Annotated in this window: 23 protein-coding genes; 4 read left to right on the top strand and 19 right to left on the bottom strand. The window is 33.6% G+C overall.

Going from position 1 to position 25,551, the window contains the following annotated elements; all coding sequences use genetic code 11:
* Positions 1-585: 585 nt before the first annotated feature.
* The 9 genes from DCO46_RS11040 to DCO46_RS11080 form a co-directional block, all read right to left on the bottom strand.
* A complete protein-coding gene (locus DCO46_RS11040; RefSeq protein ID WP_165828914.1) occupies positions 586-1,260 on the bottom strand; it encodes a sigma-70 family RNA polymerase sigma factor in 675 nt (224 codons plus the stop codon).
* A gap of 211 nt (positions 1,261-1,471) precedes the next feature.
* Entirely contained in the window at positions 1,472-4,222 is a 2,751-nt protein-coding gene (locus tag DCO46_RS11045; protein ID WP_124019556.1) for a hypothetical protein, read from the bottom strand.
* 43 nt (positions 4,223-4,265) lie between these two features.
* Entirely contained in the window at positions 4,266-6,584 is a 2,319-nt protein-coding gene (locus DCO46_RS11050; protein WP_116752613.1) for a hypothetical protein, read from the bottom strand.
* Positions 6,584-7,693, bottom strand: coding sequence for a hypothetical protein (locus DCO46_RS11055; protein WP_116752614.1), 1,110 nt, complete (start codon positions 7,691-7,693; stop codon positions 6,584-6,586). Before DCO46_RS11055 ends, DCO46_RS11050 begins: the two co-directional genes overlap by 1 nt.
* Positions 7,690-8,154 (bottom strand): hypothetical protein, encoded by a 465-nt coding sequence (locus DCO46_RS11060; RefSeq protein WP_116752615.1) that lies wholly within the window; start codon positions 8,152-8,154, stop codon positions 7,690-7,692. The genes DCO46_RS11055 and DCO46_RS11060 overlap by 4 nt, the downstream gene beginning before the upstream one ends.
* A 2-nt stretch (positions 8,155-8,156) precedes the next feature.
* Complete coding sequence (locus DCO46_RS11065; protein WP_116752616.1) at positions 8,157-8,558, bottom strand: hypothetical protein; 402 nt, start codon at positions 8,556-8,558, stop codon at positions 8,157-8,159.
* Entirely contained in the window at positions 8,558-9,166 is a 609-nt protein-coding gene (locus DCO46_RS11070; protein ID WP_116752617.1) for a hypothetical protein, read from the bottom strand. Before DCO46_RS11070 ends, DCO46_RS11065 begins: the two co-directional genes overlap by 1 nt.
* Entirely contained in the window at positions 9,154-10,323 is a 1,170-nt protein-coding gene (locus DCO46_RS11075; RefSeq protein WP_116752618.1) for a PBSX family phage terminase large subunit, read from the bottom strand. Before DCO46_RS11075 ends, DCO46_RS11070 begins: the two co-directional genes overlap by 13 nt.
* The gene (locus DCO46_RS11080) at positions 10,323-10,874 is read right to left on the bottom strand and encodes a hypothetical protein (RefSeq protein ID WP_124019557.1); all 552 of its coding nucleotides are present in this window, start codon (positions 10,872-10,874) and stop codon (positions 10,323-10,325) included. Before DCO46_RS11080 ends, DCO46_RS11075 begins: the two co-directional genes overlap by 1 nt.
* Before the next feature lie 139 nt (positions 10,875-11,013).
* On the opposite strand from DCO46_RS11080, the gene DCO46_RS11085 reads away from it, so the two are divergent.
* Both DCO46_RS11085 and DCO46_RS11090 read left to right on the top strand, forming a co-directional pair.
* A complete protein-coding gene (locus DCO46_RS11085) occupies positions 11,014-11,790 on the top strand; it encodes a hypothetical protein (protein ID WP_116752620.1) in 777 nt (258 codons plus the stop codon).
* A complete protein-coding gene (locus tag DCO46_RS11090) occupies positions 11,783-12,265 on the top strand; it encodes a hypothetical protein (RefSeq protein WP_116752621.1) in 483 nt (160 codons plus the stop codon). Before DCO46_RS11085 ends, DCO46_RS11090 begins: the two co-directional genes overlap by 8 nt.
* A 67-nt stretch (positions 12,266-12,332) precedes the next feature.
* On the opposite strand, the gene DCO46_RS11095 is transcribed toward DCO46_RS11090, so the two are convergent.
* The 10 genes from DCO46_RS11095 to DCO46_RS23065 form a co-directional block, all read right to left on the bottom strand.
* A complete protein-coding gene (locus DCO46_RS11095) occupies positions 12,333-12,779 on the bottom strand; it encodes a phage holin family protein (RefSeq protein WP_165828916.1) in 447 nt (148 codons plus the stop codon).
* Positions 12,780-12,828: 49 nt separating this feature from the next.
* On the bottom strand, positions 12,829-17,907 hold the full coding sequence (locus DCO46_RS11100) for a beta strand repeat-containing protein (protein WP_116752623.1): 5,079 nt from the start codon (positions 17,905-17,907) through the stop codon (positions 12,829-12,831).
* Positions 17,908-18,432, bottom strand: coding sequence for a hypothetical protein (locus DCO46_RS11105; RefSeq protein ID WP_116752624.1), 525 nt, complete (start codon positions 18,430-18,432; stop codon positions 17,908-17,910). It lies immediately after the preceding gene.
* The gene (locus DCO46_RS11110) at positions 18,425-19,573 is read right to left on the bottom strand and encodes a hypothetical protein (RefSeq protein ID WP_116752625.1); all 1,149 of its coding nucleotides are present in this window, start codon (positions 19,571-19,573) and stop codon (positions 18,425-18,427) included. The genes DCO46_RS11105 and DCO46_RS11110 overlap by 8 nt, the downstream gene beginning before the upstream one ends.
* Positions 19,573-19,857 (bottom strand): hypothetical protein, encoded by a 285-nt coding sequence (locus DCO46_RS11115; RefSeq protein ID WP_116752626.1) that lies wholly within the window; start codon positions 19,855-19,857, stop codon positions 19,573-19,575. The genes DCO46_RS11110 and DCO46_RS11115 overlap by 1 nt, the downstream gene beginning before the upstream one ends.
* An 88-nt stretch (positions 19,858-19,945) precedes the next feature.
* Positions 19,946-20,524, bottom strand: coding sequence for a hypothetical protein (locus tag DCO46_RS11120; protein WP_116752627.1), 579 nt, complete (start codon positions 20,522-20,524; stop codon positions 19,946-19,948).
* Between the two features lie 80 nt (positions 20,525-20,604).
* Positions 20,605-21,504, bottom strand: coding sequence for a hypothetical protein (locus tag DCO46_RS11125; protein WP_124019558.1), 900 nt, complete (start codon positions 21,502-21,504; stop codon positions 20,605-20,607).
* A 47-nt stretch (positions 21,505-21,551) separates the two neighbouring features.
* Complete coding sequence (locus DCO46_RS11130; protein WP_116752629.1) at positions 21,552-22,841, bottom strand: Clp protease ClpP; 1,290 nt, start codon at positions 22,839-22,841, stop codon at positions 21,552-21,554.
* A 61-nt stretch (positions 22,842-22,902) separates the two neighbouring features.
* A complete protein-coding gene (locus DCO46_RS11135) occupies positions 22,903-23,517 on the bottom strand; it encodes a glycoside hydrolase family 19 protein (protein ID WP_116752630.1) in 615 nt (204 codons plus the stop codon).
* Between the two features lie 114 nt (positions 23,518-23,631).
* Positions 23,632-24,279 (bottom strand): hypothetical protein, encoded by a 648-nt coding sequence (locus DCO46_RS23065; protein ID WP_207784966.1) that lies wholly within the window; start codon positions 24,277-24,279, stop codon positions 23,632-23,634.
* A gap of 404 nt (positions 24,280-24,683) precedes the next feature.
* Between DCO46_RS23065 and DCO46_RS11145 the strand changes: the two genes are divergently transcribed.
* Together DCO46_RS11145 and DCO46_RS11150 are read left to right on the top strand one after the other, a co-directional pair.
* Positions 24,684-25,175 (top strand): hypothetical protein, encoded by a 492-nt coding sequence (locus DCO46_RS11145; protein WP_116752631.1) that lies wholly within the window; start codon positions 24,684-24,686, stop codon positions 25,173-25,175.
* 81 nt (positions 25,176-25,256) lie between these two features.
* Positions 25,257-25,484 (top strand): hypothetical protein, encoded by a 228-nt coding sequence (locus DCO46_RS11150; protein ID WP_124019559.1) that lies wholly within the window; start codon positions 25,257-25,259, stop codon positions 25,482-25,484.
* Positions 25,485-25,551: the final 67 nt, after the last annotated feature.

Below are 25,551 nucleotides of genomic sequence, written 5' to 3' on the forward strand. Positions count from 1 at the left end.
TAAAATATAAATTTTACTTTTTAATTCGATATTACAACAGCAAATAATCAACAAAATATTGGGTGTGATGCAAGTGTATCTTTAAGCGGTTATGGTGAAGATGATGGTAACATAAAATTAGATTGTGATTTACCTCCACAAAAATACCCAACTGAATTTTTTTGTATATATAAAAATGTTATGTCTTTAGATTCTGACAATAATTTAGTTATAGAAGATGTTCATACACGTAACCCTATTATCGGTAAATACAAAGCTATTATAACTGCAATAAAATAGCCTGAAAAAATTAATATGCAATCTTAAGTTATTACAGATTGCATATTATATATTATTTGCTCAATTCTTTTAACCGATAATTCGTATTGCTCAGCCAGAATAATGTATTTTAATTCCTTGGTGATATTATCTTCAATTGAATTGTACGATTCAAATATTTCAATATCTCTTAATATTATATATGACAGGATTCCATTCTTTACGAATTGAAATGTTATTGATTTGTTTTTTTTTAGCAGTTCATATCTGTTCATTTTTTAAGTTGATGTTGTTTTTTGTTTTGTTATTATATCTTAGACCAGTAAACTAGGCCATTCTTTCTTTAAGTTTTTTTAGAGCATTTAGTTTTACTTCGTTTATTCTTTGTCTGGTTAGATTCAATTCTTCACTTACTTGCTGTGTGGTCTTACAATCACCTTCATCATTAGTATCAACAAAAAGCATCTGAATGACATTTCTTTCTTGTGGGTTAAGGTATTTCATATTATATCTGAGCTTCTTTTTCTTATCAGCATTGTCGTGTTCTTCAATGTCGTTCGGGCAATTTATATCGGTTTCATTTTCCATTCTTACCGTGTTTGGTTTAGAAAAGAAGTAATGATTAATTTCAGACTCAGAGAATTGATTTAACGCTTCAATATCGTTTTCAAATACTTCATATTGGTTCTTCTGGTATAATACATTTATAGCCTTCGCAATCTTCTTATCAGACATTAATTTGCTTTGCGGACTTCTGATTGTACTACCTGCCTTTATAATGAATTCATTTATTGCTTTCTTTATCCAGAAACTGGCATAATATGAAAACTTAATATCTAAATCTGGGTTGAATCTTCTGGTTGCTTCTATCAATCCAATGTTACCTTCACTAATTAAATCATCTAATTCAATCGCATCTGATTTTTGTAATACTGATTTATATTGTTTAGCAAAATGAATTACCAATTTAAGGTTAGATGTAATTAGTTTATTCAATGCCATTGAATCGTTTTGATTTATTAGGATGTATAAATCTTTGATTTGTTCTTTCGTTAATTTTTCAAATTTTGATAAGTCTTGATAGTACTTTTTGTTAATGATTTGTTTTTCGTAGTTCATATATTTCTTTACATATAAATACTTGTGAAAAACAAAAAAGACAGATTTAAATAAAAAACCTTCAATATTTTTTAGGTACTGAAGGTTGTTTTTATTATTGAAGGTTAGCGTAGTTTTCAATTACCTGAACCCTATTCTGTTGAGATGTAATATCAGTCACATTAACTACTGGTGCTGGCAATGTAGAATTAGCTTTTGCTATCGAAGTGGCCAACCTCTCATAGTCGATTGAATAACTTGCATTGGCTTGTGAATAGCTTGGCGCACCAACGTAACCACCGTTTGCGAATCCTGGCACTCCGATTGATTGAAAGAATCTGTGACCACCTGCTCGTGCTTGTTGTTCTTGGTTTAGAATAACCTCACCTTGTTTAACATAAGCAAGTGTATCATCACCATTTGATAACGGAACTACGTTTGAACCATTATTGATTAAACCATTTCTCAATGTTGGTATTGCTCCACCTTCAGCACGTGTTGGAACACTAGCTTCTTTTGTTGATGTAATCTTTTTCACGTTAGCAATACCAGCAACAACTGCGGCACCTGCGGCAACAGCTCCTAATACTGGTCCAACAATTGGAATACCAGCCATTGCTGAGTAAGCGGATGTTGCAGCTTTATATGTGTCCATTGTAGCTTGGGCAACTGCCATTGCTTTACCTGCTTTAGATTCTTTACCTAAGATTGTTGCAAGGTTTCCAAGTGTATCAGAAGCTAATTGTAATTTGTTTTCTTGAACACTTCTTTCAATTCCCTTTTGAATCGTAGCGTGCTTTTGTTTTATTAAATCAACATCTGCACCAGTTTTCTCAGCTGAAAGAAGTTCTGCTTGATATCGTTGATTTTCTTGTTCTGTTTGTAATGCTAAATCAAATGCAAATGCTTCACCATCTGCAACTATCTTATTTTGTAAATCAAGTTCTTTCTTTTGTTTCGCTTCTTCTTCTCTTTGTAAATCGATTGATTTTTTATCAGCGTAGAATTTGTCATCGATTGCTTTAATTGCAATCGCATATTCTTCAGCAGATATTAAACCGTTCTGCAAACGGGTTGTTTGAGCCGATGCTTCTGCTTCTGAAATCTTGTTTAATCTATCAATTTCTTGTTGATATATTGCATCACTTATAAATTTGCTGTTGTCAAGTTTTGTTTGATTATTTGCAATAAATAATTCAAGTTCTTTATCGGCATTTGCAACAGCAATATCAATTTGCTTTTGAGCAAATTCGTTTGTTATATTTAGCTTGTCCGTTTCATACTTTGTCTTGGAGATTTTTCCAGCATCAAATTCAGCTTTAAGATTGGCAAGTTTCTTATCTTTTAAAGACTCTTCAAAGGCCAATTGCTCTGCCATTGTTTTCTTTAGCTTTCCTTCTTGAGCAACATATAAATCAAGTTCTTCCTTGTTCTTTAGTATGACAGCATCAACCGCTTTTTGATGGTCTGCAACTCTCTTATCATTAATTTCTTTTGCTTTATCAGTGGCTTCTTTTCTTAATGAATTCAAGTTTGCTAACTGCTCAGATTCTTGTCCAGTGATACGTTCTTGGATATCACTAATGTTAGTTTCAGCTTCGGACTTTGCATTCAGTGCTTCAGTTGTTTTTCCTTCTGCGGCAATTCTTAAGTTGGCAACTTTTAGTTGCTGATTTGCAATCTGCATTTCGGCTGATGATTGTTTTTTTAGTACTGCGCCTAACTGTTCGTTTATCTGCATTCTCTTTGCAATTGAATTGCTTTCATCATCACGTTGCTGTCTTAATTTTTCAGCTATCTTTTGATAATCCAATTGTATCTTCTGGGAATTACGTTGCATTGTTGCAAGCTTTCCTTCGGCAACAGCCAAGTCTGCGGCAGCTTTCGCTCCCTGCTTAACGGAGTTTGTAAACTTATCAATTCCAGCAGCGGCCGAATTTGCGCCAATCATTCTCAAACCAGCTGAAATAATTCGTGCGCCTTTCTCAGCAATTGCAATTGCAGTTTCGAAATACTTAACGAATGCATTACCTAACCATTCACCAAAGGGTTTAATAACATTGAATAAACCTCTGAAAATACCAGTAATAGTTGCTGTTACTTTAGCTAACTTTTGTGAACCAGCTTCTGTTGAATTCATTGAAGCAGACATAAACTTAAACGCTCCAACAACTAACCCTACAACAACAGCGATTGCAGCGATTGCGGCACCAAGTGGTGTAGCAATAAATGCAAGTGAAGCTTTTATCATTCCACCGATAGCTGTTGTTATTGTTCCAAATCCATTTTTAAGTAATGGTGCAACACCACCAGCTTCTTTAGCTCTATCAATAAAACCTACAAGGCCACCATTGAAGATATTCATTTCTGAAAAGGCTTCTTTAATCTGGTCTTTATAAGCACCGATTTCCATCTTCTGTTGTTCAGCGGCACTTACGTTAGCTTTAATAAAAGCCGTGTTCTCATCAATCTTTTTATTGATTTCGGCAAGGGCTTGTGCTCCTTCTTCCGTTGCTGTATTAAGCTGATTTCTAATTGCCTTTAGCTGTTTATTATTTTCAGTTGCGGCATCTATGGAAACAATTTCTTTATCAATTGCTTCAGTCAAAGCTTCAGTTCCGTTTGCGAATGCGTTGGTTGAAGTATTTAATTGTGTGACAACATTTCTTTGTTGTCCGTAAAGTGTTTGCAATCTTTTAAGTTCAACTTCATTCTTTGTGAATGCGTCAGTTGACTGCTGATTTGTTGCGGTTAATTCTTTTTGAGATTGTTTTATTCTATCAATTTCAGCACGTGTTGCAGTCATTTTTGCAATCAGTGCTGACGTGTTGATATCCAATTGTAGAACCTCTACTTGGTTTGCCATTCTATTTCATAGTATTATCTTTTTATGTTATTGTTTGTGTTCCTTACTCGTAGATTGATTCAAGAAGTATTTCCTTTGGTGCATTTGAACTGACCTGACTTGGTGAAAAATAAAGTACAGCACCGCTTGACATTATCTTATTATAGACATTGAAGAAATTAAATCTTGTTGCATCTAATAGAATCCCTCCACCAGTAGCAGTTGTTGCAACTCTGCCAGTTCTAAATTTGTACAGGTTTCCGACATTGGTAATGTTCTCAATGGTTGTCATAGTCCCATTGATTCGCATAAAAGTTGCTTCCAATTCAAGTTGGGTATATCCGTCTTCTATTAATATTTCATATGTTAAGTAAAAGCCACTACTATCTTGATAAGGTGTTACTGCTGTTGCATTTAATGGTGCAGGTGGTTGAACTCCCGTACTACTTAGTGGATTATCAATTTGAATTAATTCGACGCTTGTACTTTTATTTAGTTGAAAGTTGATGATTTTATTTACTAAGAAATATGCACCTAACTGTTTTATGAAATACAATTTGCTAAAATCAAAATCAATCACATCAAGGTAAGTCAGCCATACATTAGCTGTAACAATCTTCGCATTGTCCAGAATTTTATTAAACTCACTATAGTATTTACTTACGGTGTAATTAAATGATTGATTAGTAGTTGATTCTTCTGGAACAACATAAGCTTTTGCTCTTGTTGCTTGTGACTGTGAACCAAACCATTTTCCAGCAGGATAATTTTTATTAGTGTATGTCATCCAATAAAACCTGCTCGATAAAGATTTATAATTTACTTCACCTTCATCGTTAATCTCCTTATCCCAATACTTGTATAAATTTGACTCGTATCCCAGATTAGAAGTTTTGTCTTCTTCTTTAGCATAAACCTTGGATTGAATAACTACTTTCGAATCATTTAAATTTTTATTATTCACCGTGATATAGCCGTCATCATAGTTAACATTATCCGAATTATATTTAAGTGCTAATTGATTCGACTGCGCATAAGTGCCGTATAAATATGATTCACTACTTACGGATTGGAATTTATCTGACCAATCAATAGTATTGTTTTCGTTTATTATCTCGGATAAGTTTTTGAATGTGTAATGGTTTCTATATTTATCTTTATACATCGTCAATCCATACTTCCAAAGTATTTCGTTTAGAAACTCTTTTACTTTGAATTCACCCAATGCCTTTCTGGAAGTTTCAGAACTTGTCGATACAAACTTGTACTGAAGATGAAACCACAATGGTATTGGTATCATAGAATCACTAATACCGAACCTTAAAGGATACAAAATATTCCCAGCTGAAGTTGTTGCAACTATTTTAAATGAGTCACCAGCGTTCATTGGAACTTGCGTACTTCCACTTATCTCACTATCACTAAATGAAAGTGGATAATAGAATGTATCATTAACTAATACTTTGGGAACAAGTCTTAGATTTTGATAGAAATAACTGCCTGAATCAACGTCTGCAAAGATTGACCAGAAATATGATACTTCATATATACCTGAAGAATCAACTGTGAAACCAATTGTATCAGCATCGAATGAACCGCCACCCGTAACACCGCTTGTTACGTTATGTTTAACACTTACAATATTCGGCTGTATAGCACCACCATAAGAATAGTGTTCACCCGAACCATTGTAAATTACTTGATTTACTTCAGTGCCGTCATTTTTCCTTAGATAAGATATATACGTGTTTTTAAAATCATCTGTATTAAAGATGCTTCCGTCATAAGTCGCATTTGCATATTCAAATGTTTTATCCAACAGATACCCAATCTTGGTTGACGGAACTAAATAATCTATATTTACTGTATCGTTCAATGTGCCACCAGTTGATGAATATTGTGATTGTCCATTATAATCGGCAACTATGTATTTGTACTTCAAGTCATCACCAAATGATGCAATAACATTTTCAATGTTTTTAGTGTGGTCAATTTCATTAATTGATAAATCAGCAAGCGTTATGTTTTCAATTGCCTTATATAAATCAATTGCACCATCGTAAATACTGATGTTATAGAAACCGTCCGTTTGGTTAACTAATGCCCAACCATCATAAATTAAAAATTCATTGCCAATCATATATTTCGCAATGTTCTTTTGATAAGGGAACTGTGATACATTACCCGATACACCAAGCCAGTCAAATGTTTGAATGTTCTTTGGCGTTTTAGGCACTTTGATATTCTTTGTGAAATTGGTCTGACGGTTTTCGATATTAACCAAATCATTTACCTGAAGTGTTCGAGCGAAGGCACTTTCATCAGTTGCAAGCTCAATTTCAATTTCGTTTATAAAAAGTCTTTCTCTTTCAATTAATGACATTATATTGTTTGGGTGTAAATAGCTGGTAATGTTATTGTCAAATCCAATTTGTTATTTGTGGATTTATTAGTGCTTGGAGTTGAACCATCAGTGATAGTAACTCCAACGAATTTGTTCACGTCGGTTTTGCTAAAAGGTTTGTCATCAACATACATTTCAACCATTGGACTAGTCAAAATAGAATTGATATATTCTTTTTCCTGTAAAGTGTATCTGGTTGAAATTTTAAGTGTTCTGGTTGCGGATTTACCAGCAATTCGACTTGTCGCACTCACATTCTGTAAATTATCCCACTCACCATTTAAATCATCTAGTGTTTTGGTTTGTACTGTTTCAGTATAAATTGGGTCAAATAACCAATATGAATACGACCCTGTATTATTAAACCATTTCAGATAAACACCACATCTTGAATTATTTCGTTTGATAGTAATATTTGAATTAAAGCTTCCATTAACCCACAATTCGACAAGGTTGTCAGTTGTTGATAATCCAAGGAAATTTGATGCAAATTCATTTTGTCCTCCATCAGATAAATAAACCCGATGAGTTCCAAATGTTTCAGCCGTAAAGGTTGGTGACTCACTAATTGTGGTCACATTTTTAAAATTATATGTAGCACCTTCTGGAATACCGTAAATGGCAAAGTCATTCGGATATCCCTCAAAGTATGGCAGAAAATAATCTGTTTTATTATTCGTTGGCAATAGAATTCTAATTGATTTTTCTACCTCAGATTTTTCACGGTATCCAACTAATTGTTCAACCGACTTAATAAATTGCCAGCTTGGAATAGTTTCTTCGTATGTGTTATTATTGTACACACGAATAACTGGTTGCAAATTGTAGTTTAGCGTATTGTCTTCATACACATAAGCGTTAGTGAAATCGGGAATGATAGAATCTTGAAATCTATTATTATTAATTAGAACTGATACAATTGGTTTGAAGTTATAAGTGAAGATTCCAGCAACAGGATAAGTTTTAAACAAATTAGTGCCAACATAGATATTAGAATACGTTACGCCTTTTAGAGTTGATGTATATTCTATTATTGAATCATTGTACGCTGGATTTATTGTTAGAGGTTGTTTGGTAAAATTTATCATTGATTTTCTTCTAAACTGCTTAACATTTGGTTAAGCTCCCAAACAAATAATTGAACATTTATCTGAGATATTTTTGTCATTATGTTTTGTATTCTTTCAGGTGTGATAACCTGTTTGTATATCATCAATTGCGATTCTTTTCGAGTTCCATCTTTCGCAATCTTTCGAGCAATTAAATAAGCAAGTGTTGAAATTTTCATTGCAGATTCGATTGGTTTAATCCCTTTCTGGGTCAGCCATTTTTCAATGGCTTCAATCGGTGGCATCTTACCACCTCTACGACCAGCCAAATATTCGTAACCTAAAAGACTGGCTTTATTTGGCTCATATTTTAATTCTAAGCCTTGTTCAAATTCACCTGAAGTTCTTTTGCCAGAAGCATTATAAACTGTCAGTATATCGGCCTTAATCGATTCCATTTCTTCAATTACAATACGTTGATTCTCATCTTCAATATTCATTTTTAATCAAGTAATATGATATTATAGTTAACCAGAATTCCATCCAGATTAAAATCAAATCTGTTGATTACTTCAGTTAATTGAAACTTGTTGACTTGTATATCAGCACACAGTAATGAATCTTTGATAACTTGTGTACCAGTAGTGATTAATGGCTTGATGTAGGTTTCGTATTTAGTGGTGTAATCTTCATCAACGTCAGATGAAAAAAGCAACATAAAATATCCTGAAAAGGTTTGTACTTCAACTCCTGAATCCGAGAATCGGCTTTCAATTGTAATTGGGTCAATAAATAAATGAACCTTGTCCACCGTTGATTCACTGTATAAATTTTGATAATCGGATGGTGCATATTTAAATACCCAGTCATTATCAATCGCAATACTCTTTAAAAAATCATACATTAATTTTTAACTTGTTTTTTTCTCTGCAACTCAGCAATTTCTTGTTGAATTTTATTCTTTTCGTTATCCATTATTAACTTGGTTAAAACAGTCATATATGGTAATTTTTCAATTGCTTCCCATTGAAGAATATCTTCTTTGGCCAATGTATCAATGGCGTTTAAAACTCCGAATCTTCCCATTCTTTGTTTAGCATTCACAGCTTCAACATTTATATCAAATGAATCATCAGTCAGTTCGTTAGCTTCCATATTTGTTATGTCCATTAACTCACTTTTGATATATGAAATAATACCGTAAAACTGTATTATTGTAAAGTTCATAATGTCTTTATCTGTCAAGCGAGTGACTATTTTAATTGAATCAATAATACCTTCAATTGATGGTTGGTTAAAATTGTTTCTAATTTCAGTCACTTCTGCGAACGTTAGCAATCGTACAGCTTTAACCTGTAGAAATTTAGAGTTTCTTTTATACCATTTATAATTTGGGTTTTTAATTTCTTTCAATGGATTTAAACAATCTAGAATGCTCAGGTAATCAGCAATAATTAATTCATCTTGAAGCTGAAAGAAGTCTTTTATCTTGTAGTTAATTATCTTTTCCATCTCAAATTGAAGTGTGTGCTTTTCTTGCTGAATTTCATTAAGAAAAAATATCTTAATGCATCGATTATGTGATTGTATGTATCAATAGGTATTGATGTTGAATTACCTTCTTTATCTTTTAACCACGTGTAATTTTGAAGTTCCTTTATTAAGTTTACACTTCTGGAAGTAACACGAAGCGGTTGTTCTTGAATCAGTTGAAGACCGTAATGAATTGAATCTTTACCCTTAATAACTGGCAATACTGTAAGACCGTAATACTTTAATTCGGCAATCGATTTTGGTTCGGCCGAATCAGCATAGATTACAGCATTCTTTGCAGTACTGGATTTTATAAGGGAAACTAATTGACTGTTTAATAAACCTTTTTGGTAAACGACTTCATCAATTATTACTTCTCCATTATAGCGGTAAACGCTAACCAATGCTGTTGGGTCATTGGTAAAACCAAAATCCAGACCCGAACCAAGTAACTCAGCATTTACAGGAACTGAATCTACTTCTGTCCAATCTGTAATAATTGCACCAGATTGAATTCCAAGCTGACCCAATCCCATTACTTTCCAACGGTTTGCAAAATATTCAGAAGTTAATGCTTTTTCTCTCCAAGTCTCAATTTCAGTTACAATTTTAGAATCTAAAAATTCGTTGTCTTTATACGTGACAATCAGAAAATCGACATTATCTTGTCCTATTAAATCTGTGTGTGCATAAAATGGGGCTGTTGGATTATAATCAAGGAATGTGAACTTTTTTGTTCTAATATTTAATTCCTGAAATGCTTCAAATGAGATATTATTTGCTTCGTTTACAAAAAGAATATCACGACGTGAACCACGCAATTTTGTTGAATCATCGGCAGAAAAGAATTCAAACGTTGAATCATTTAGCTGGTAGGTTCTATCTGTTTTATTGTGAAACTTTTCATCATATAGACCCATTTTTATAATGATGTCTTGAAAGTCTTTGTAAGCTCCACGTTTAAGAACTGGCATTGATTCAGCAACAACTGATATTAAGACATTACGCTTTAATGCATAAAGTATTAAGTAATGTAGTATTGAATATGTTTTACCAGCAGACGTTCCACCTTGAATACATCGTATTGGTTTTTGTAGTTCTGCGATTTTTGTAAAAGCAGTTGTTGGTGTAATCATTAAAACGGCAATTCATCTTCTTTTTCGTTATCGGTTAATGATTTAACTTCTTTTGATATTGATAGTTGGATTGGTTTTACTTCTTCGAAATCAGCGTTGATAAGGTTGTCAATTAATTTTCTCTGCTCTTCATTACCAGCTTGTATATTAATTACAGTTGATTGTTCATTTCTATTTTCAGAAATGTGTTTGAGATTCCATTCCGTAAACTTGCGTTCCATAATCCAAGCATATCTAGTCCACTGTCCGTTATTGTCTTCCATCATCTTTTTGGAAAGCAATTGTTTTTGTCTTATTAATGCGAGATTAATACATCCGACAAACTCTTTTCCGACTTCTTCATTTGGAGCATATTTTCCAGCTTTCCATTTTTCAAATGTTGACATTGATATTTGGTTTTCTTCTGGCAATCTTCGATTTACTAAGAATACAAGGTCTTTATCTGATAAGAAAAGAATGTCTTCTTCACTTAAAATATTTACTAATTCGAAAACCCACTCTTGCATTTTAAAAGGTCTTCCAGCTAACCTTTTTTCTATTCCATCACTCATATTATTGTGTTTATACATTAATAATACTATTGTTACGGTTGTTTGTAAAGCACGAAAAGAAATCGTGATATAACTGTTTTTCAAAAAATTAACTCCATTTTTACTCCAAAACAAAATTTTGTTGTATAATTGCTAGTAAATGGAAAATACAGGTACACTTGTTATACGTGTATTAGGTGAGGCAAAAGGAGAAAAGCTAACTCCGTCTAACTACGATATAAAAGAAATTGTTGGTCTTTTGGCAAACATTGAAGATATATTGTACCCTAATCAAAAAAATCGCCCTCTTATAACATATGAATTGGGTGAAGGTTCTGTATTGAATAAATTTAAAACAACTGTACAAGCTGTAATATCATCTACCGCAATATTTGCTAGTGTACAAGAAGCACAATCTACCGAACATTTAGAACCTCAAACAGCCAAGGCGATAGAGATAATTCAAAAAGTAGCTTATCAAAAAAATTATACATTTGAAATAAGTTCTTCAGAATCTGACTCTGTAATATTAGAAATCAACCCGCAAACTAAATTCGTTATAACAAAGGATTATTTTGTAGAGACTGAACTATATGTGTATGGAGAACTTACAGATGCTGGCGGTAAAACGAAACCAAATTTGCATTTGGATACCGTAGAATATGGTGCACTAACTATACAAGTATCTAAAGATGTAATTAAAGAATTAGATGGCAATCCACTTTATCGAAATTTTGGTGCAAGAATTAAAACGAAACAGCACGCAAGTACTGGGGAAATAGATAAATCATCAATTGTGTTTTTGGAACTAATTTCATACGATTCTAATTATGATGAAGAATATTTAAATTCCTGCATAAAAAATGCTACACCAAAATGGCAAGGTTTTGATAGTGATAAGTGGCTTGATGAAATGAGAGGAGGTTACGATGCTTAAAGCAGTACTAATCGATACGTGTTTCCTAATTAAACTTTTAGACAACACCAGTGATTTACATCAAAATGCATTGGGATATTTTCAATATTTTCTAAAGGAAAAAATAGTAATGAAGATATCTACTATTTCAATTGCAGAATATTGTGTAAGAGGAGATTTTGAAGATATTCCAATAAGAAATTTACAGATAATTAACTTCAATTTACCACACGCACATCTTGCTGGAGGTTTTGCTGAAATCGTATTTAGACATAAAAGGAATGGTGCTATAAGTACTGATTTAAGAAGTATTATACCAAATGATACTAAACTCTTTGCTCAAGCATCAATTGAGGAAAGCATTAACTGCTTTGTAACTTGTGATTCTAAAGCTGAAGCTATTTACAAAACGATATCTAGTGAACATAAAATGAATTTTGACTTTTGGGACATCAACATAACCGTTAATGATAGAATAGGAATTTTACCATTTTGATTAAATGAAACCTGATGTTTCGAATTATAACAAATAAAAAACCACCATTTTCAGGTGGTTTTTTAATTTAATCCTTTTTATCTTTTTTATCCTCAATCAGTTCGTTTAAATCAGATTTAATTCCTTTTAATTTCTCAATCATTTCCTTTAATAAAACCCAGAATGATTTGTTTCCTAACTTAATTGAAGATTCATCAATCGATTTTATTTCAATGTAAATCCATAAAGCTGTCACAATTTTTGGTATTAAATATTTGATTCCAAAAAGCGTTTCATTTAATAGATGCTTGTTTATAAGGAATGACATTATAATCGTCATCATATAAAAAAATAACTTCACTACTATATTGAAAAGTTTATGTGATTTGAAAGATTTTAATCCTTCCAATTTGATACTGGCATATATTCCAAAAGCTGTATCAAGCAAGACAAAAAGCATCATCAACCAAAGTAAACCAGCTATTGGGGTTAAAAACGTTCCGATAATCGAAACGCATATTGTTATTATTTTCAATTTTTTAATCATTAATTTTATTCACTCATAGGTCGAATATTATGTTATTTTACCAGCTTGATAGAGCTGCTCTTGTCCAAGATGTACCACCCGCACAAACATATATGTAATCTGATGTTGCTATTATTTGACCTGTTGTACCAGAAGTTACACCTTGTGTCGGTGCTTCTTGAGTTGTCACCAAAGCAGTACCTTCAATAATTCCATTATCAAGTATTCTTGTTTTAACAACATCACCTTTAGTAATTTGGAAAGGAATACCCGTACCTGCTAAAGTATTATTAATCTTTAAACCATTACCAGCACTTGTATGTCTAATTTCTTGAGCGAATGAATCAGAAGCTTGAGCTTGTGATTGAATTCTTATACCCCTTTGACCACCAAAAACATAATTTGAAAGATTTAAGTCAATACCATAATTACCACTGCTTTGTGTTCTTAAAGCTGTTCCACCAGCACTGATATAAATACCAGCACCTGCTCCACGTACATATAAAGCTTCAACTGAATCATTACTATTTCTAACAATTTGTAAACCTCCACCAGCTGTAGTTTCTATTGTCTGATATTCATTTTCGTCTTTAATACTAATTGCCTGAGCTATTAGTTTTTTAGCCTTGATGTCATCACCATTATAAATTTCGGGTTGGGTAACCTTTAAATCATCAATAATTACAGCATCTATTCCTGATGAGCTACCACTGTCTTTATCATAACGAAACGTAAAATCATAAGTAAAACCAGATGACATATAATATGTATATGATTCCCAATAACCATATGTGTTGCTTGTTCTGAATTGTTCATTACCACCAGTTAAAAATCTGAAATAATCATAACCGTTCTCAGCTTCAACATAATATCTAAATGAAAGATAACAATCATATACTGGTGTAATTGTAAAAGTAGCATCTGTTACTCCATTATCAGAAATAGCACCACTTCTTAATGCATAATTGCCATTATATGTTATAGCTGATTGGATAAACCAAGGTGTTGCACCTGTTGAAACTAATGGAGCAATAGTTCCACTTTCAAATCCTTGGTCAAGAATTGTAGTTTCTTCAATTATTTGACCTATTACAACAGTTCTATCAGCTAAAAAACTAATGTTACTACCTGACATATTCCCTAAAACATCACTTGTAAATGGAATAACACCAACTGGACTAGTATTTGTTAAGCCTGAATCACCACCCGAAGTTCCAACAACAACATTACCTGATGCGTCAACACCTAAGTTAGAAACTGAAGTTCCTGTACCAACACTTTTAATGTTGAATCTATCAACGTAAGTGGTATTAGCGATTGTTCCTGTGATATTATTACCTAATATCATTGAATAATCAGCTTGCGCTGTAGACCCAGAACCGTGAACAAATGAACCGACTCCGTTTGCTTGAGAGTAATATCCACCAGCGTGAGAGAAGTGACCACCAGCTACTGTAAAATTATTTTGCGAATGTGATGATGTTCCATTAGCTTGTGTTCCGTTACCTTCTGCATTAGAAGCGAAACCATTAGCTTTTGAACCAATACCTGATGCAACAGTATAATTTCCGTTAGCTTCACTACTACTACCAAATGCAGTACCATTGAAACCTTGTGCAGAACTTCCACCTTCAATTGCTACAAGTGAGTTACTACCATAACTTGCTTTCCAGAAATTTCCACCAGTCGTTCCTGTAATAACATTTCCATTTATGTCAATTGCTAAACCTGCAATTGAAGTTCCAGCACCAAATCTTTTAATATTTAATTGGTCAACATATGTCGTATCTGCCGTATTTCCTGTAATATTTCTACCTAATACGTTTACGAAATCAGCGTTTGCTGTACTTCCACTACCGTGAACGAATGAAGCGAAACCGTTAGCATAAGTTACATAACCGCCTGCGTGTGAATAAATTCCAGTGGCATTAGCATAAGCATTTTGTGCGTGTGAGAAATCTCCACTTGCAAGTGTGTGCGAGCCTTCTGCGTGAGAACCTTGTCCTCTAGCGATTGATACTAAACCTTCAGCGTGGCTGTAATTACCTTCTGCTCTAGATTGTGTACCCTCAGCGTGGGCTGTTTGTCCACTTGCATATGTAGCATTACCCTCTGCGTGTGAACCAACACCACCGGCTATTGTTGTATTACCTTCAGCGTGTGATGATTGTCCAGAAGCAATTGAACTTGCACCTTCGGCGTGTGAAAAATCAGAGTTAGCTCTTGTACTATAACCCTCAGAATGTGAAGCGTAACCATTAGCTCTAGTTCCATCACCTTGTGCAAATGAATAATTTCCATTGGCTTGAGTTCCTGAACCAAATGTCGCTGACGTGTTTCCATTAGCTATTGTATTTTGACCTGTAGCAAATGCTGTTGGTGAAATAGCTTGCGCATTATAACCAATAGCAAATGAACTTGAACCAGATGCAACCGTTGAATCACCCATTGCAACTGAGCGAATACCAATTGCTTTAGATAATAAACCTTGTGAGAATGAATCTTGGCCAATTGCTTGAGTCGCTGAACCAATTGCAACACCGTGTTGACCTGAAGCTTTTGAACCTGTATTACTTTGAACAACAGAATCACCACCTGTACCAGCAGACCAAATATTATTTAATAAAGTTGAACCAGTAATCACTTGTCCATTAGAATCTATTGCTAATCCAGCAACAAGTGTCCCTGTACCAAATCTTTTAATATTTAATCTATCAACGTGAGTTGTGTTATCGAATCCACCAATTATTCCATTACCTAAAACAACACTCCAATCACCAGTAACTGTTGAACCACTACCGTGAACAAATGAACCAACACTACTTGCTTGAGATTGTAAACCACCAGCGTGTGAAAAATCACCTTGTGCTATTGTTTCACCACCTTCTGAGTGTGAACCATTACCGTTTGATTGAGTTGAATTACCCTCAGCGTGTGAACCAAAACCATTAGCTTCAGTTGCTACACCTTCTGCGTGTGAGTTTGTACCTGTTGCTTTTGTGTTCTGACCTTCAACGTGTGATGCGTAACCTAAAGCTTGACCGTTTATACCTTCTGCGTGACTATATGAACCACCAGCAAGAGTATTACGACCTTCAGCGTGTGATGTATCACCTGATGCAATTGAATTGAAACCTTCTGCGTGAGAAGTGCTTCCAATCGCTGATGTTAAGTTACCCTCAGCGTGTGAGTTGTTTCCTAACGCTTGAGTTGTTGAACCTTCTGAGTGAGCTTGGTTACCTTGAGCAAAAGTTTCAAAACCTTCTGCATAAGAAGTATAACCGTTAGCCTGTGAACCATTACCAATTGCTAATGAATAATCACCAGCCGCTGTTGAATTTGAGTTTACAGTAACGAATGAGTTAGCACCAGTACCAGCTGACCAATAGTTTGTTCCAGTTCCACCTGAACCAGCAGAACCTACAACAACACGACCATTAGCATCGATACCTAAGTTATTAAGGCTGACACCAGTTGGAACATTTTTTATATTTAATCCTTCAACGAATGTAACGTTTTGAGAATTACCAGTAATATTTGAACCTAATATAATACAAAAATCAGCATTAGCTTGTGAATTTAAACCGTGAACAAATGAGTTATAACCATTAGCTTTAGATTCTTCACCACTTGCGAATGAAGCAGCACCTGAAGCAACGTTATTACCTCCAATAGCAAATGAATAACCACCTAACGCTTTAGAACCAATACCAGTTGCAAATGCGGCATTACCTTCAGCAAGTGTATCAATACCAGTTGATGTTGAATAATTTCCTTTAGCGTATGTACCTGAACCCATAGCAGTCGATACGAAACCACCAGCGATTGAATTTTGTCCAAAAACAGTTGAAGATGAACCTGATGCTGTTGTTGAATTACCAGCCGCAAATGCAAATCCATTTGTTGCTTTAGTATTAATACCAAAGGCAACTGAATTAGGTGATATAGCAACGTTATTAGAACCGTGAGCAAATGATTGATTTCCACTAGCTACTGATTGGTAACCACCAGCGTGTGAATAATCACCTGAAGCAATAGAATAGTTTTCTGCGTGTGAAGCTAAACCTTGAGATTCTGATTGATAACCTTCTGCGTGTGAATAATTACCTTGAGATTTTGTGTTTTGACCCTCAGCGTGTGAAGCAAAACCAATAGATTGAGACAAGTAACCAAAAGCTGATGAGTTTTCACCACTAGCTTTTGTTGCTTCGTTTGCCGTAAATGCATTTTCACCACTTGCTAATGTAATATAACCTGTAGCTAGTGAATTGTAACCAGTTCCTGAAGAACTTTGTCCAATTGCTTTTGCGTGAACATTTGTTGCGATATTTCTACCACCAATTGTGACAGCATAATCCCCAAGAGCTTGGTTTTGTGCACCAGCGGCAAATGAATAATGACCGTGAGCTAAGTTTTTCTCACCTAAAGCAACAGCCGTTGTTCCTGATGCTTCATTACCATATCCACCAACAATCGCGATATAACCATAAGCCGTTGAACCTGAACCCATAGAAGTTGAGCCAAATCCTGATGCAATAGAATCGACACCCAAAGCTGTTGATTGATAACCTTGAGCAATTACATTTGTACCTAATGCTACTGAATTATCACCAATGGCTCTCGCTTTGAAACCTTGTGCTAATGATGTATTTCCTTGAGCTTCCGCTTCAAAACCAACCGCAAATGAAAAATCTCCTGATGCAATATTATTTGAATGTTTTGATTTGATTCCACTAGTCCCTTGAGGTTGGAATTGGATGGCATTTGCCGTAGCATTAGAAACAGGTTTATCAGCATCAGATGTATTATCCACATTTGATAATCCTAAATCATCTTTAGTCAATATTACAACACCCGTTTTTCCATTCACAGATTCGACATCACCACCACCTGAACCACCATCTTTTATAAACAATAGAGGTGCTAATACAGACATCAACTGACTTTGGCTTGAATAAATACTGCCATTTACCTGCACTTGATTAAAAGGTGTGCTAGGCATTAATTGAAAATTCGTATCAAAGTAATTATGTATGGCAATGTTAGTAGTGCCCTGTTTAATTACGATAAAGTTTTTTACATATTTTAAGCCATTTAAAGTAAAACTTGTTGAATTGATATTTTGTATTACTTGCATTTATATTTTGCGAAATCTAAATGTTCTATCGCCAGCTGGTGCTGATTCAGAACTATATATGTTATTTTTCCAATTTGGAAACAATGATGGGTTTGCATTTAGGTATAAATAAATGATTTCCCATCTCGAACCAGCCAACTGTAATTGTTGAGTACTGATATCTTTTAGTGAATTCCTATCAGCTGGTTCACCATTTGCTCCCAATTTAATTGTTGCACCAAAAGGTGTGAAGTTTGTGTTTATTTGAAGCACATATTTTGACATAAAATAATCAGCTAATAATGAATTCAATCCATCTTGATAATAGTTTATATCGAAATACGTGAAAGAACAACCACTAAATAGTGGCGCATAATCAGGATTATCTTTATTCGCTAAAACATCAAAATAAAAACGGTCTCCAAGTGTCGATTTTAAATCAACGGTTTGTGCTTGTTCAATAATTGGATTAATCTTCTTAACATCGATTTTTTCACCAATATCTTTAAAGGATTGTATTTGTTCTGGCGTTAATAAATTATTCATTTGTTACTTGAGTCATTTGGATTATTGGTGTTATTTTCCAATTGTTAAATGGATTTATTGGTGTATGAAAATTTGAAAACAATAATTGGAAAGTATCCGTTATTATATTTCTCTCTTCTTCTTTGTTTTCCCAGTGCGTTTTTTTAGCTTCTTTTAACAATTCACCAGATTGTCCGAATATAGAATTATCCCCATCTTCGATTAAGATTGATGGAACACCAAAGGCTTTTCTAATATTTTTTGCTGAAGATTGTTCACTTGATTCAAATTGTTTATCATCAATATTTGAATCAATATTTTGAATTAGCATATGCTCAGAAAGAACATCGCTTTGGCCATTAGCTTCAAGTAATAATACACCTGATGAATTTTCAGAACCTTTTAAGTCATTGATAGTTTTTTCAAAATCTCTTCGTTCCATATCATCTGTAAATGGTTTGGTAACAAATAATTTAGCTCCAAAAAAACCTTTTCTAAGACCTGAATTTTTAAAAACTGATGCTTGATATTCTGAGTCTGCATCATATAAAACTGAATCAACATCTGATAATGAATATAATTCATTGAAATCGGCAGTTATATGTAAAAGTTGTCCTTTGTATTTATTCCAACCACCAGCTGCCTCAACTTGCGCTTCTATAATTGCTGGCGATGGATTAAACTTATCAATTAAAATGAAATCTTTTTTTTCAATTTTTTTTGATTTTGATTTATCCCAATTATCATAAACAACAAATTTCCCCGAATAACCAGTTGAATCACTTTTTCCAATTCTAACATCCTCAGAAGTCAGTAAATCAACACTACTTACTTCATATAATGCATTATAATTAACGTGTAAAAAGATATTATTTTGTTCCGAAAATTCACGGCTAACAATGCGTAGCAATTGATTGATGTTAAGACCTCTTTTATTGATTATTAGGCTATTTTTATTAGTTATATTTTGAACAAATTCAAATCCTTTTCCATATATGTATTTCGAATTTAAATCAACACATTGCTTTGCAGTAACGCTTGAATTGATTAGTGATTTCACCAATTGCGGATATGCGTTATCATCTCCCCAATTATAAATGCCATCTTGCTTGTTATATTTTACCGATAATCTGTTGTCTAGGTCAACTAATTTTATCCTCACTATTCATTTTCATTTTCATTTTTCGTTATTAATTCTTTCCAATTTTCTGGATACTTCTCAAACATTGATATTCGGCTTGGATTTGCTTTTAAAAAACCAATACAAGTATTGTCTGGTGCTTCATCAATTGTTATAAATTGACCATCAGCAAATGATATTTTTGAAACACCTAAATCCGCTCTTAATTTGAAATTTGAACTATATTCTTTTGTTGTTTTTTCGATTATTTTTTCCACTTTGGGTTTCGATTTTGAAGTGCAACAAGATTTTTTTGGTTTTTCCATATTTAATTATTTTTAATAAAAAGGGGTAGATAGCTATACACCATCTACCCCTTAATTATACTATTGTTATCATTCTTTGTAAAGAAATTTATTCACTCGCAAACAAATCATCGAACTTTGCTTTTGAAGCAGCATAAGTTCCTTCTAAGTAAACTTTGTAAGGATATGATTCACCAAAATTCTCAACACTTTTAAGTGTAAATAAGAATGAACCGTCATTCTCCAAAGAAGTAAATGAACCTTCAGACATTTTTAATCCATTCTCAATTCCAAACACTTTGTAACTATCTACATTACCAGTTCCTTTATATTTCGTTTCAACTACAACCACAAATTCACCTTGAGATAATTCTTTAATTCTTTCGGCATCTGCTGAACCCTGACCAAATACTCTACAAGCAAATGAGTGAGAGAACGTATCTAGGCCATCATTAACTGCGAACTCACTAGCAGTTGACCCCAATTGTTTAATCCAACCAATTTCATAACCTGTTGCGCCAGCGTTCAATGTTAAGTTTGTTACTGTTGCACCTGATTGAGTAAGAGCAGTTAAATCAATATCGACTGTATTGATTAATACAGCTTTTGATTCTAAACCACCTTTAGCTCTGTTTGTAGCATTACAATCATAAGCTATGTTGGCAGTTAATTTATTTATACAAGACATATTTTTATTTCATCTTTTTTCTTTTTCGTTATTATTAAAGATTTGGGTGCTTTTAGTAAGCACCCAGTTCTTTACTTTAATTATGCAGTTACTTTTAATACTGTTAATTCTTGTGGGAATGCGATTTGAGCACCATATTTGAAAGCGATTTTCATCTTAACTTTTTCAATTGCATCGATGTACACAGTTGAAGCATTATCTTCTTCACCTTCTAAATCAGTTCCAATCCAGAAGTTTGATTTTCTACCAGCGACCACAGTTTTAGAAGTGTTTAATCCGTTTAAAGCAATGATTTTAATTTGCGTGCCAGGAATTGTGATTTCTCCATCACTTGAATCAGCATTGTAGTGGAATAAGTTTGCAGTTTTTAATGCAGTTGTATATGTTCTGAAGTAATCTCTCCCCATATAAACACACATATCTTCCGCATCCAATACTTCAACTGGGATTAATGCATATAATGAGTCAATGCTTGCAATAGCATTTGCAGTTGTAAATGTTGCAGCTGTAGTTGATGTTACACCTGTTGATGCATTGATTAATTTTAAGTATCCATCAAAGTGTTTTAAGTTTGAATTTGAAGTAAGTGTTGTATCACCTTTCCATAATGCATTTTCCATTATTGCAGCAACTTTATCTGTCACAGCATCAACAATTTCTTTTTCAAATACAATTTCGTCATCAGCAGAACCTGCTTTAATTTGTGATTGCGTATATTTTTGATTTAATACTTTAGGGTCGAAGAATTCACGAACAGCAATTGGAGCTACACTAAGCATTCTTTGTGAAAATTTCACATCACCACCACCAGCAACATCACTACCAACTGAATCGTTTTGTAATACAACATCAACATCCATTAAGTTGATGGCAGAACTTGATTTAATTCCTGTCTGCAATTGGAATAAAGAGGCTGTTTTTGCTCCTAAGATTGAAGCTTTTAAGATTGGAAAATTTTGTTCTTCCGTATAGTTAGCCAATTGACTTACATTATATGCCATTTTTTGTTTTTGTTTTTTTCCTTATGTTATTTTGTTTTTGAGGTTAATATTTGAAATGCTCTGCTTGTGTTATCAGCAGATGATTTCACGTTTGTTTTATTTTCTTTTGTATTTGATGCTTTGAACTCTGAACCAATATTTTTTGCTAATGCTTGGAATTTGGTTTCCAATTCAGAATTCTTTTGAGCCATTACTTCAATGATACCAAGTAATTTTTCAATGTCTTCATTGTTGCTTTCAACTGGTTCGTCAACTGGTGCTTCATCAGTTTCTGATTCTGTAACTGCTTGTTTGATTTCAACGATTTTCCCGTCAGCATCGGCAATTACTCTACTACCGTCCGTTAGCTCATATTCTCCAGCCGACACGCTGTACTCAACTTCTTCGTAGGTATATTTTAAAATCTCGCCAACTTCAAAAGATGTATTGTTTACATTGATTTCCCATTTTGCAACTTCTTTGATAATCTCAGCTTTTGCCAATGGTTCTTCTGTTTCTGGTTCATCAGCAGGAACTTCTTCTTCAGCAGTTTTGATTTCACTTACTGCACCATTTGAAGCAATGATTGTTGACCCATCAGGCATTATAAATTCACCTTCTGCTGGTTTGTTGTCAACCACAATTTTTGCATCAACTGTTGGTACTTCTGTAGCATCTAAATCAGGAAAAACAAGTTCAACACCTGTTGCATCTTGAAGAACCAATTCAGCTTTAATTTTTTTCGATACCAGATTCATTAAGGCATCAATTTTTTTGTTTAGTTTAGTCATTAAACTTTCTTCTTTTTCTTCTTTGTTATTGTGTAATATGGCTACCGCTTTCGGTGCAACTTGAAGTTGTGTTGCAAAGCCTAATTCAATTGCTTGTGTTGCACTTAAATATGTTTCACTTTTAAGTAATGAGTGAATTGTATCCTTATCTAAATCGAGTGCTTCAGCATAGAATTTTACCAGTTTATCTTCTGTCGCTTTTAATTCTCCCAAATATTCATTTAGCGTTGAGTAATCGCCAGCAGCTTCTAACCAAGGCAAGTGAATCATCAATGCATTTTCAGCGCCATCTGGAATAATTCTGTTATCACCAGACATAAAAATCACACTAGCAATCGAGTATGCACGCGTCGTATATGTTGTGATTGATTGAGATAAGTTTTTTAAATAATTGTAGATATCGTTTCCAGCATCCACATAACCACCTTGTGAATCTATCTTTACTAAAAATGATTCTGCTTTTGATTGTGATTTAACTTGTTTTATTACATCAAGTAGAGTTGTATCCTCACCGATTACGCCATTAATGTGTATTGTTCCTATCATATAACTGAATAGTACTTACACAATGATTGCTTGTAAAGCAGTACCTAATTATTGTTAGGGATTATTGAAGTAATTGATAGAAGTGTTTTGTTCTGGCGATTCTATCCTGAAGACCATTTGTACCACCATTTACCCTTTTTGAAACAACGGTAATTGAAGCATCATCAACAGTTTTTGTTAAGTTCCATAACTTATTATTGTCGAAGAAAAATTTGGCCGATTCGAAGAAGTATTTTGTTGAAACTAATCCCGGACTTTTTATACAATCTTCGCCAACATAATCTGAGAATAACTTGTAGTTAGCCTTACCAGTCAATTGTAATGCACCTCGACCACGATAGTTGAAACCATCACCAGATTCTTCATTTCCATTACCCATTCTGTTAGCGTAAACCTTGTTAGCAATCTTTTCTGGTTGATTTGCGAAGGTTTTTGTTGAATCGGTTGTTGGGAAGTATTTCTTGAAGGTTGTTATCAATCCTTTTGCTGAATAATTGAGATTTTCAGTATCTGAATTGAAATTTCCAGTTTCGTGAGCTATTTGGCCGATGAAGTGTGATAAATCTTCATTGGTCTGTATTTTCAATACTTCTTTGAGTTTTAAAAGTGTCTTTTTACCTATAATACCGTCGGCAATTAGGCCATAATTCGATTGAAATTGTTGTATTTGATTCATATCAAAATGATACTTTCTCCACAACAAAATGTAAAGCACAAAAAGGTATCATTTGTCTCTAATAAGAAAGAGAGAAAGATGTATAATAACAAATGATACCTTTTTCAACACAACTTAAATTGTACTATTGCTCACGAACATTGCTTGTGCAAAGCCTTGTGAACATAGTGAACGAAAATCAGCATCATTTTTGACAAATGACTTGAAGGGTTCAAATTCTGGAATGTATTTGATGGCACTCTTGTGCAGAAATGCCAAAGCTGGCTTCGGTCGATTGGGTCTAACGTACAGAAACTCATTTTTTGGCACGTCAGCCCAACTATTGTAAATCGGGTCTGGCATCACGAAATCACCGCCAGTCCAAAGAGCTGTTTTCTTTGTCCAAGGTGACCCGAATTGCCACGGTTGATATACGTAGTTCGGTTTGCCGAGAACGTCTTTTAAACGACCATTTGCGGGGTTTTCAATGACCCACCATTTTGGATTACATTCCTTGATAATTCTGATACAGTGATTCACCAGAAACATACCTTTATCCACATCATTTTGCTTGTGAAAACCGCTTGCTGTTGAAAGTTGTGTACAAACTGGATTGGCTACAACACCATATACATTTTTTGGTGGAACATAATTTTCAACACCAATACTTTCACCAACCATTATTACTTTAAAATCATCACTTTCTTTGAAGAATCTTGTATCACTTCCAAGGTCTGCACACAAGTGTAGTATTATTTTTTCTCCATTATTTGGGATACCCATATAGTTTTTAAAAGAACTATACTGTCAAGCAAGGTCATTGTAAAGTCTTCAAAAAAGGTATCATTTGTTGTTAATAAGGAAAAAGAGAAGGAGAAGGGTGTATAACGACAAATGATACCTTTTTGAAAAATTTTTAAAAAAAGTTGGTATTGGGGGTTGGGTCGAATATACTTTCAGAAGTATCTTTGTATATGACCAGTAAAACAGCAAGAAACCACCAACGCTGGCAGTCATTCAATTAAAACTTTATCGAATACAATAGCAGAACCACCAGCTATTGACCAAGTCAATGTTAACAAAAACTTAACAATGATATTTGGTCGTTTTCAAATTCGGCCAATATTTATAATAAAGCAATAATGAAAGAGGTCATTGACAGATGACCTAATAAAAAACAGAATAGAATGAAATTAACTGAAGAAAAAGAAGTAATCAAATTGATTGAAAACACATTTGCAAAGTTGAAAACTCAACATATTATCCCACTTCAAGAAAGGCAGAATACTATCAAACAAATTTTTAAAAATAAATTAGGTGAAGAGAAGTTTGTTCGTAATTACTACAGTATCGAAATTGTACTAGATGAAATGAAGGAACAACCTTCCCTATTTATTGAAGCTGATGGAAAAGAATTAGCTTGGGCAAATTATAAACAAAATAGAATTCACGTAAATATGAAATCATTGTTGAATTTCTTGCAATATCCATCAGTGACTGAAATTGAATCTAAATATAAAAAAGAAACTAAGTTCATCAGAAGAAATGTAAGTAACAAAGCGGAGCTGGTTAAATGGTTAGTGGCTCACGAATATGCTCACACATTAAGATATGAAAAGGTTAACCACACCAACGATTTTTTTCAAAAGGTTGAATACCTTTTTCAAAGTATCAAATAAATCACCAATAATTTACATTTTATACTAACCACAAAACATAAATGGTTGCCTATGGGCAACCATAACAAAAAAAGTAATACAATGAAAACAAAAAGATATACTCTCTTTTACGGGAATGGAAAAACAACTAATACAAATGGTAATATAGAAGATGAATCATTTGAGGGTGACTACTCGAAGATTTCAGATGCCTATCTTAGTTTAGGAATGGCTACAATATCCAACCCCACTATTTGGGGCTATATTTGGGATACTAAGAAGAAAGATTTTATATCATATACAGGTAATTTTAGCGAATTCTCCCAGTAAAAAAAAACAATAGCATGTACATTTTTAGTTAATTGTAGATATTTAATATAAAAAGAATAAACTTTCA

Origin of the sequence: Flavobacterium sp. HTF, assembly GCF_003105115.1 — a bacterium.
Lineage (GTDB): Bacteria > Bacteroidota > Bacteroidia > Flavobacteriales > Flavobacteriaceae > Flavobacterium.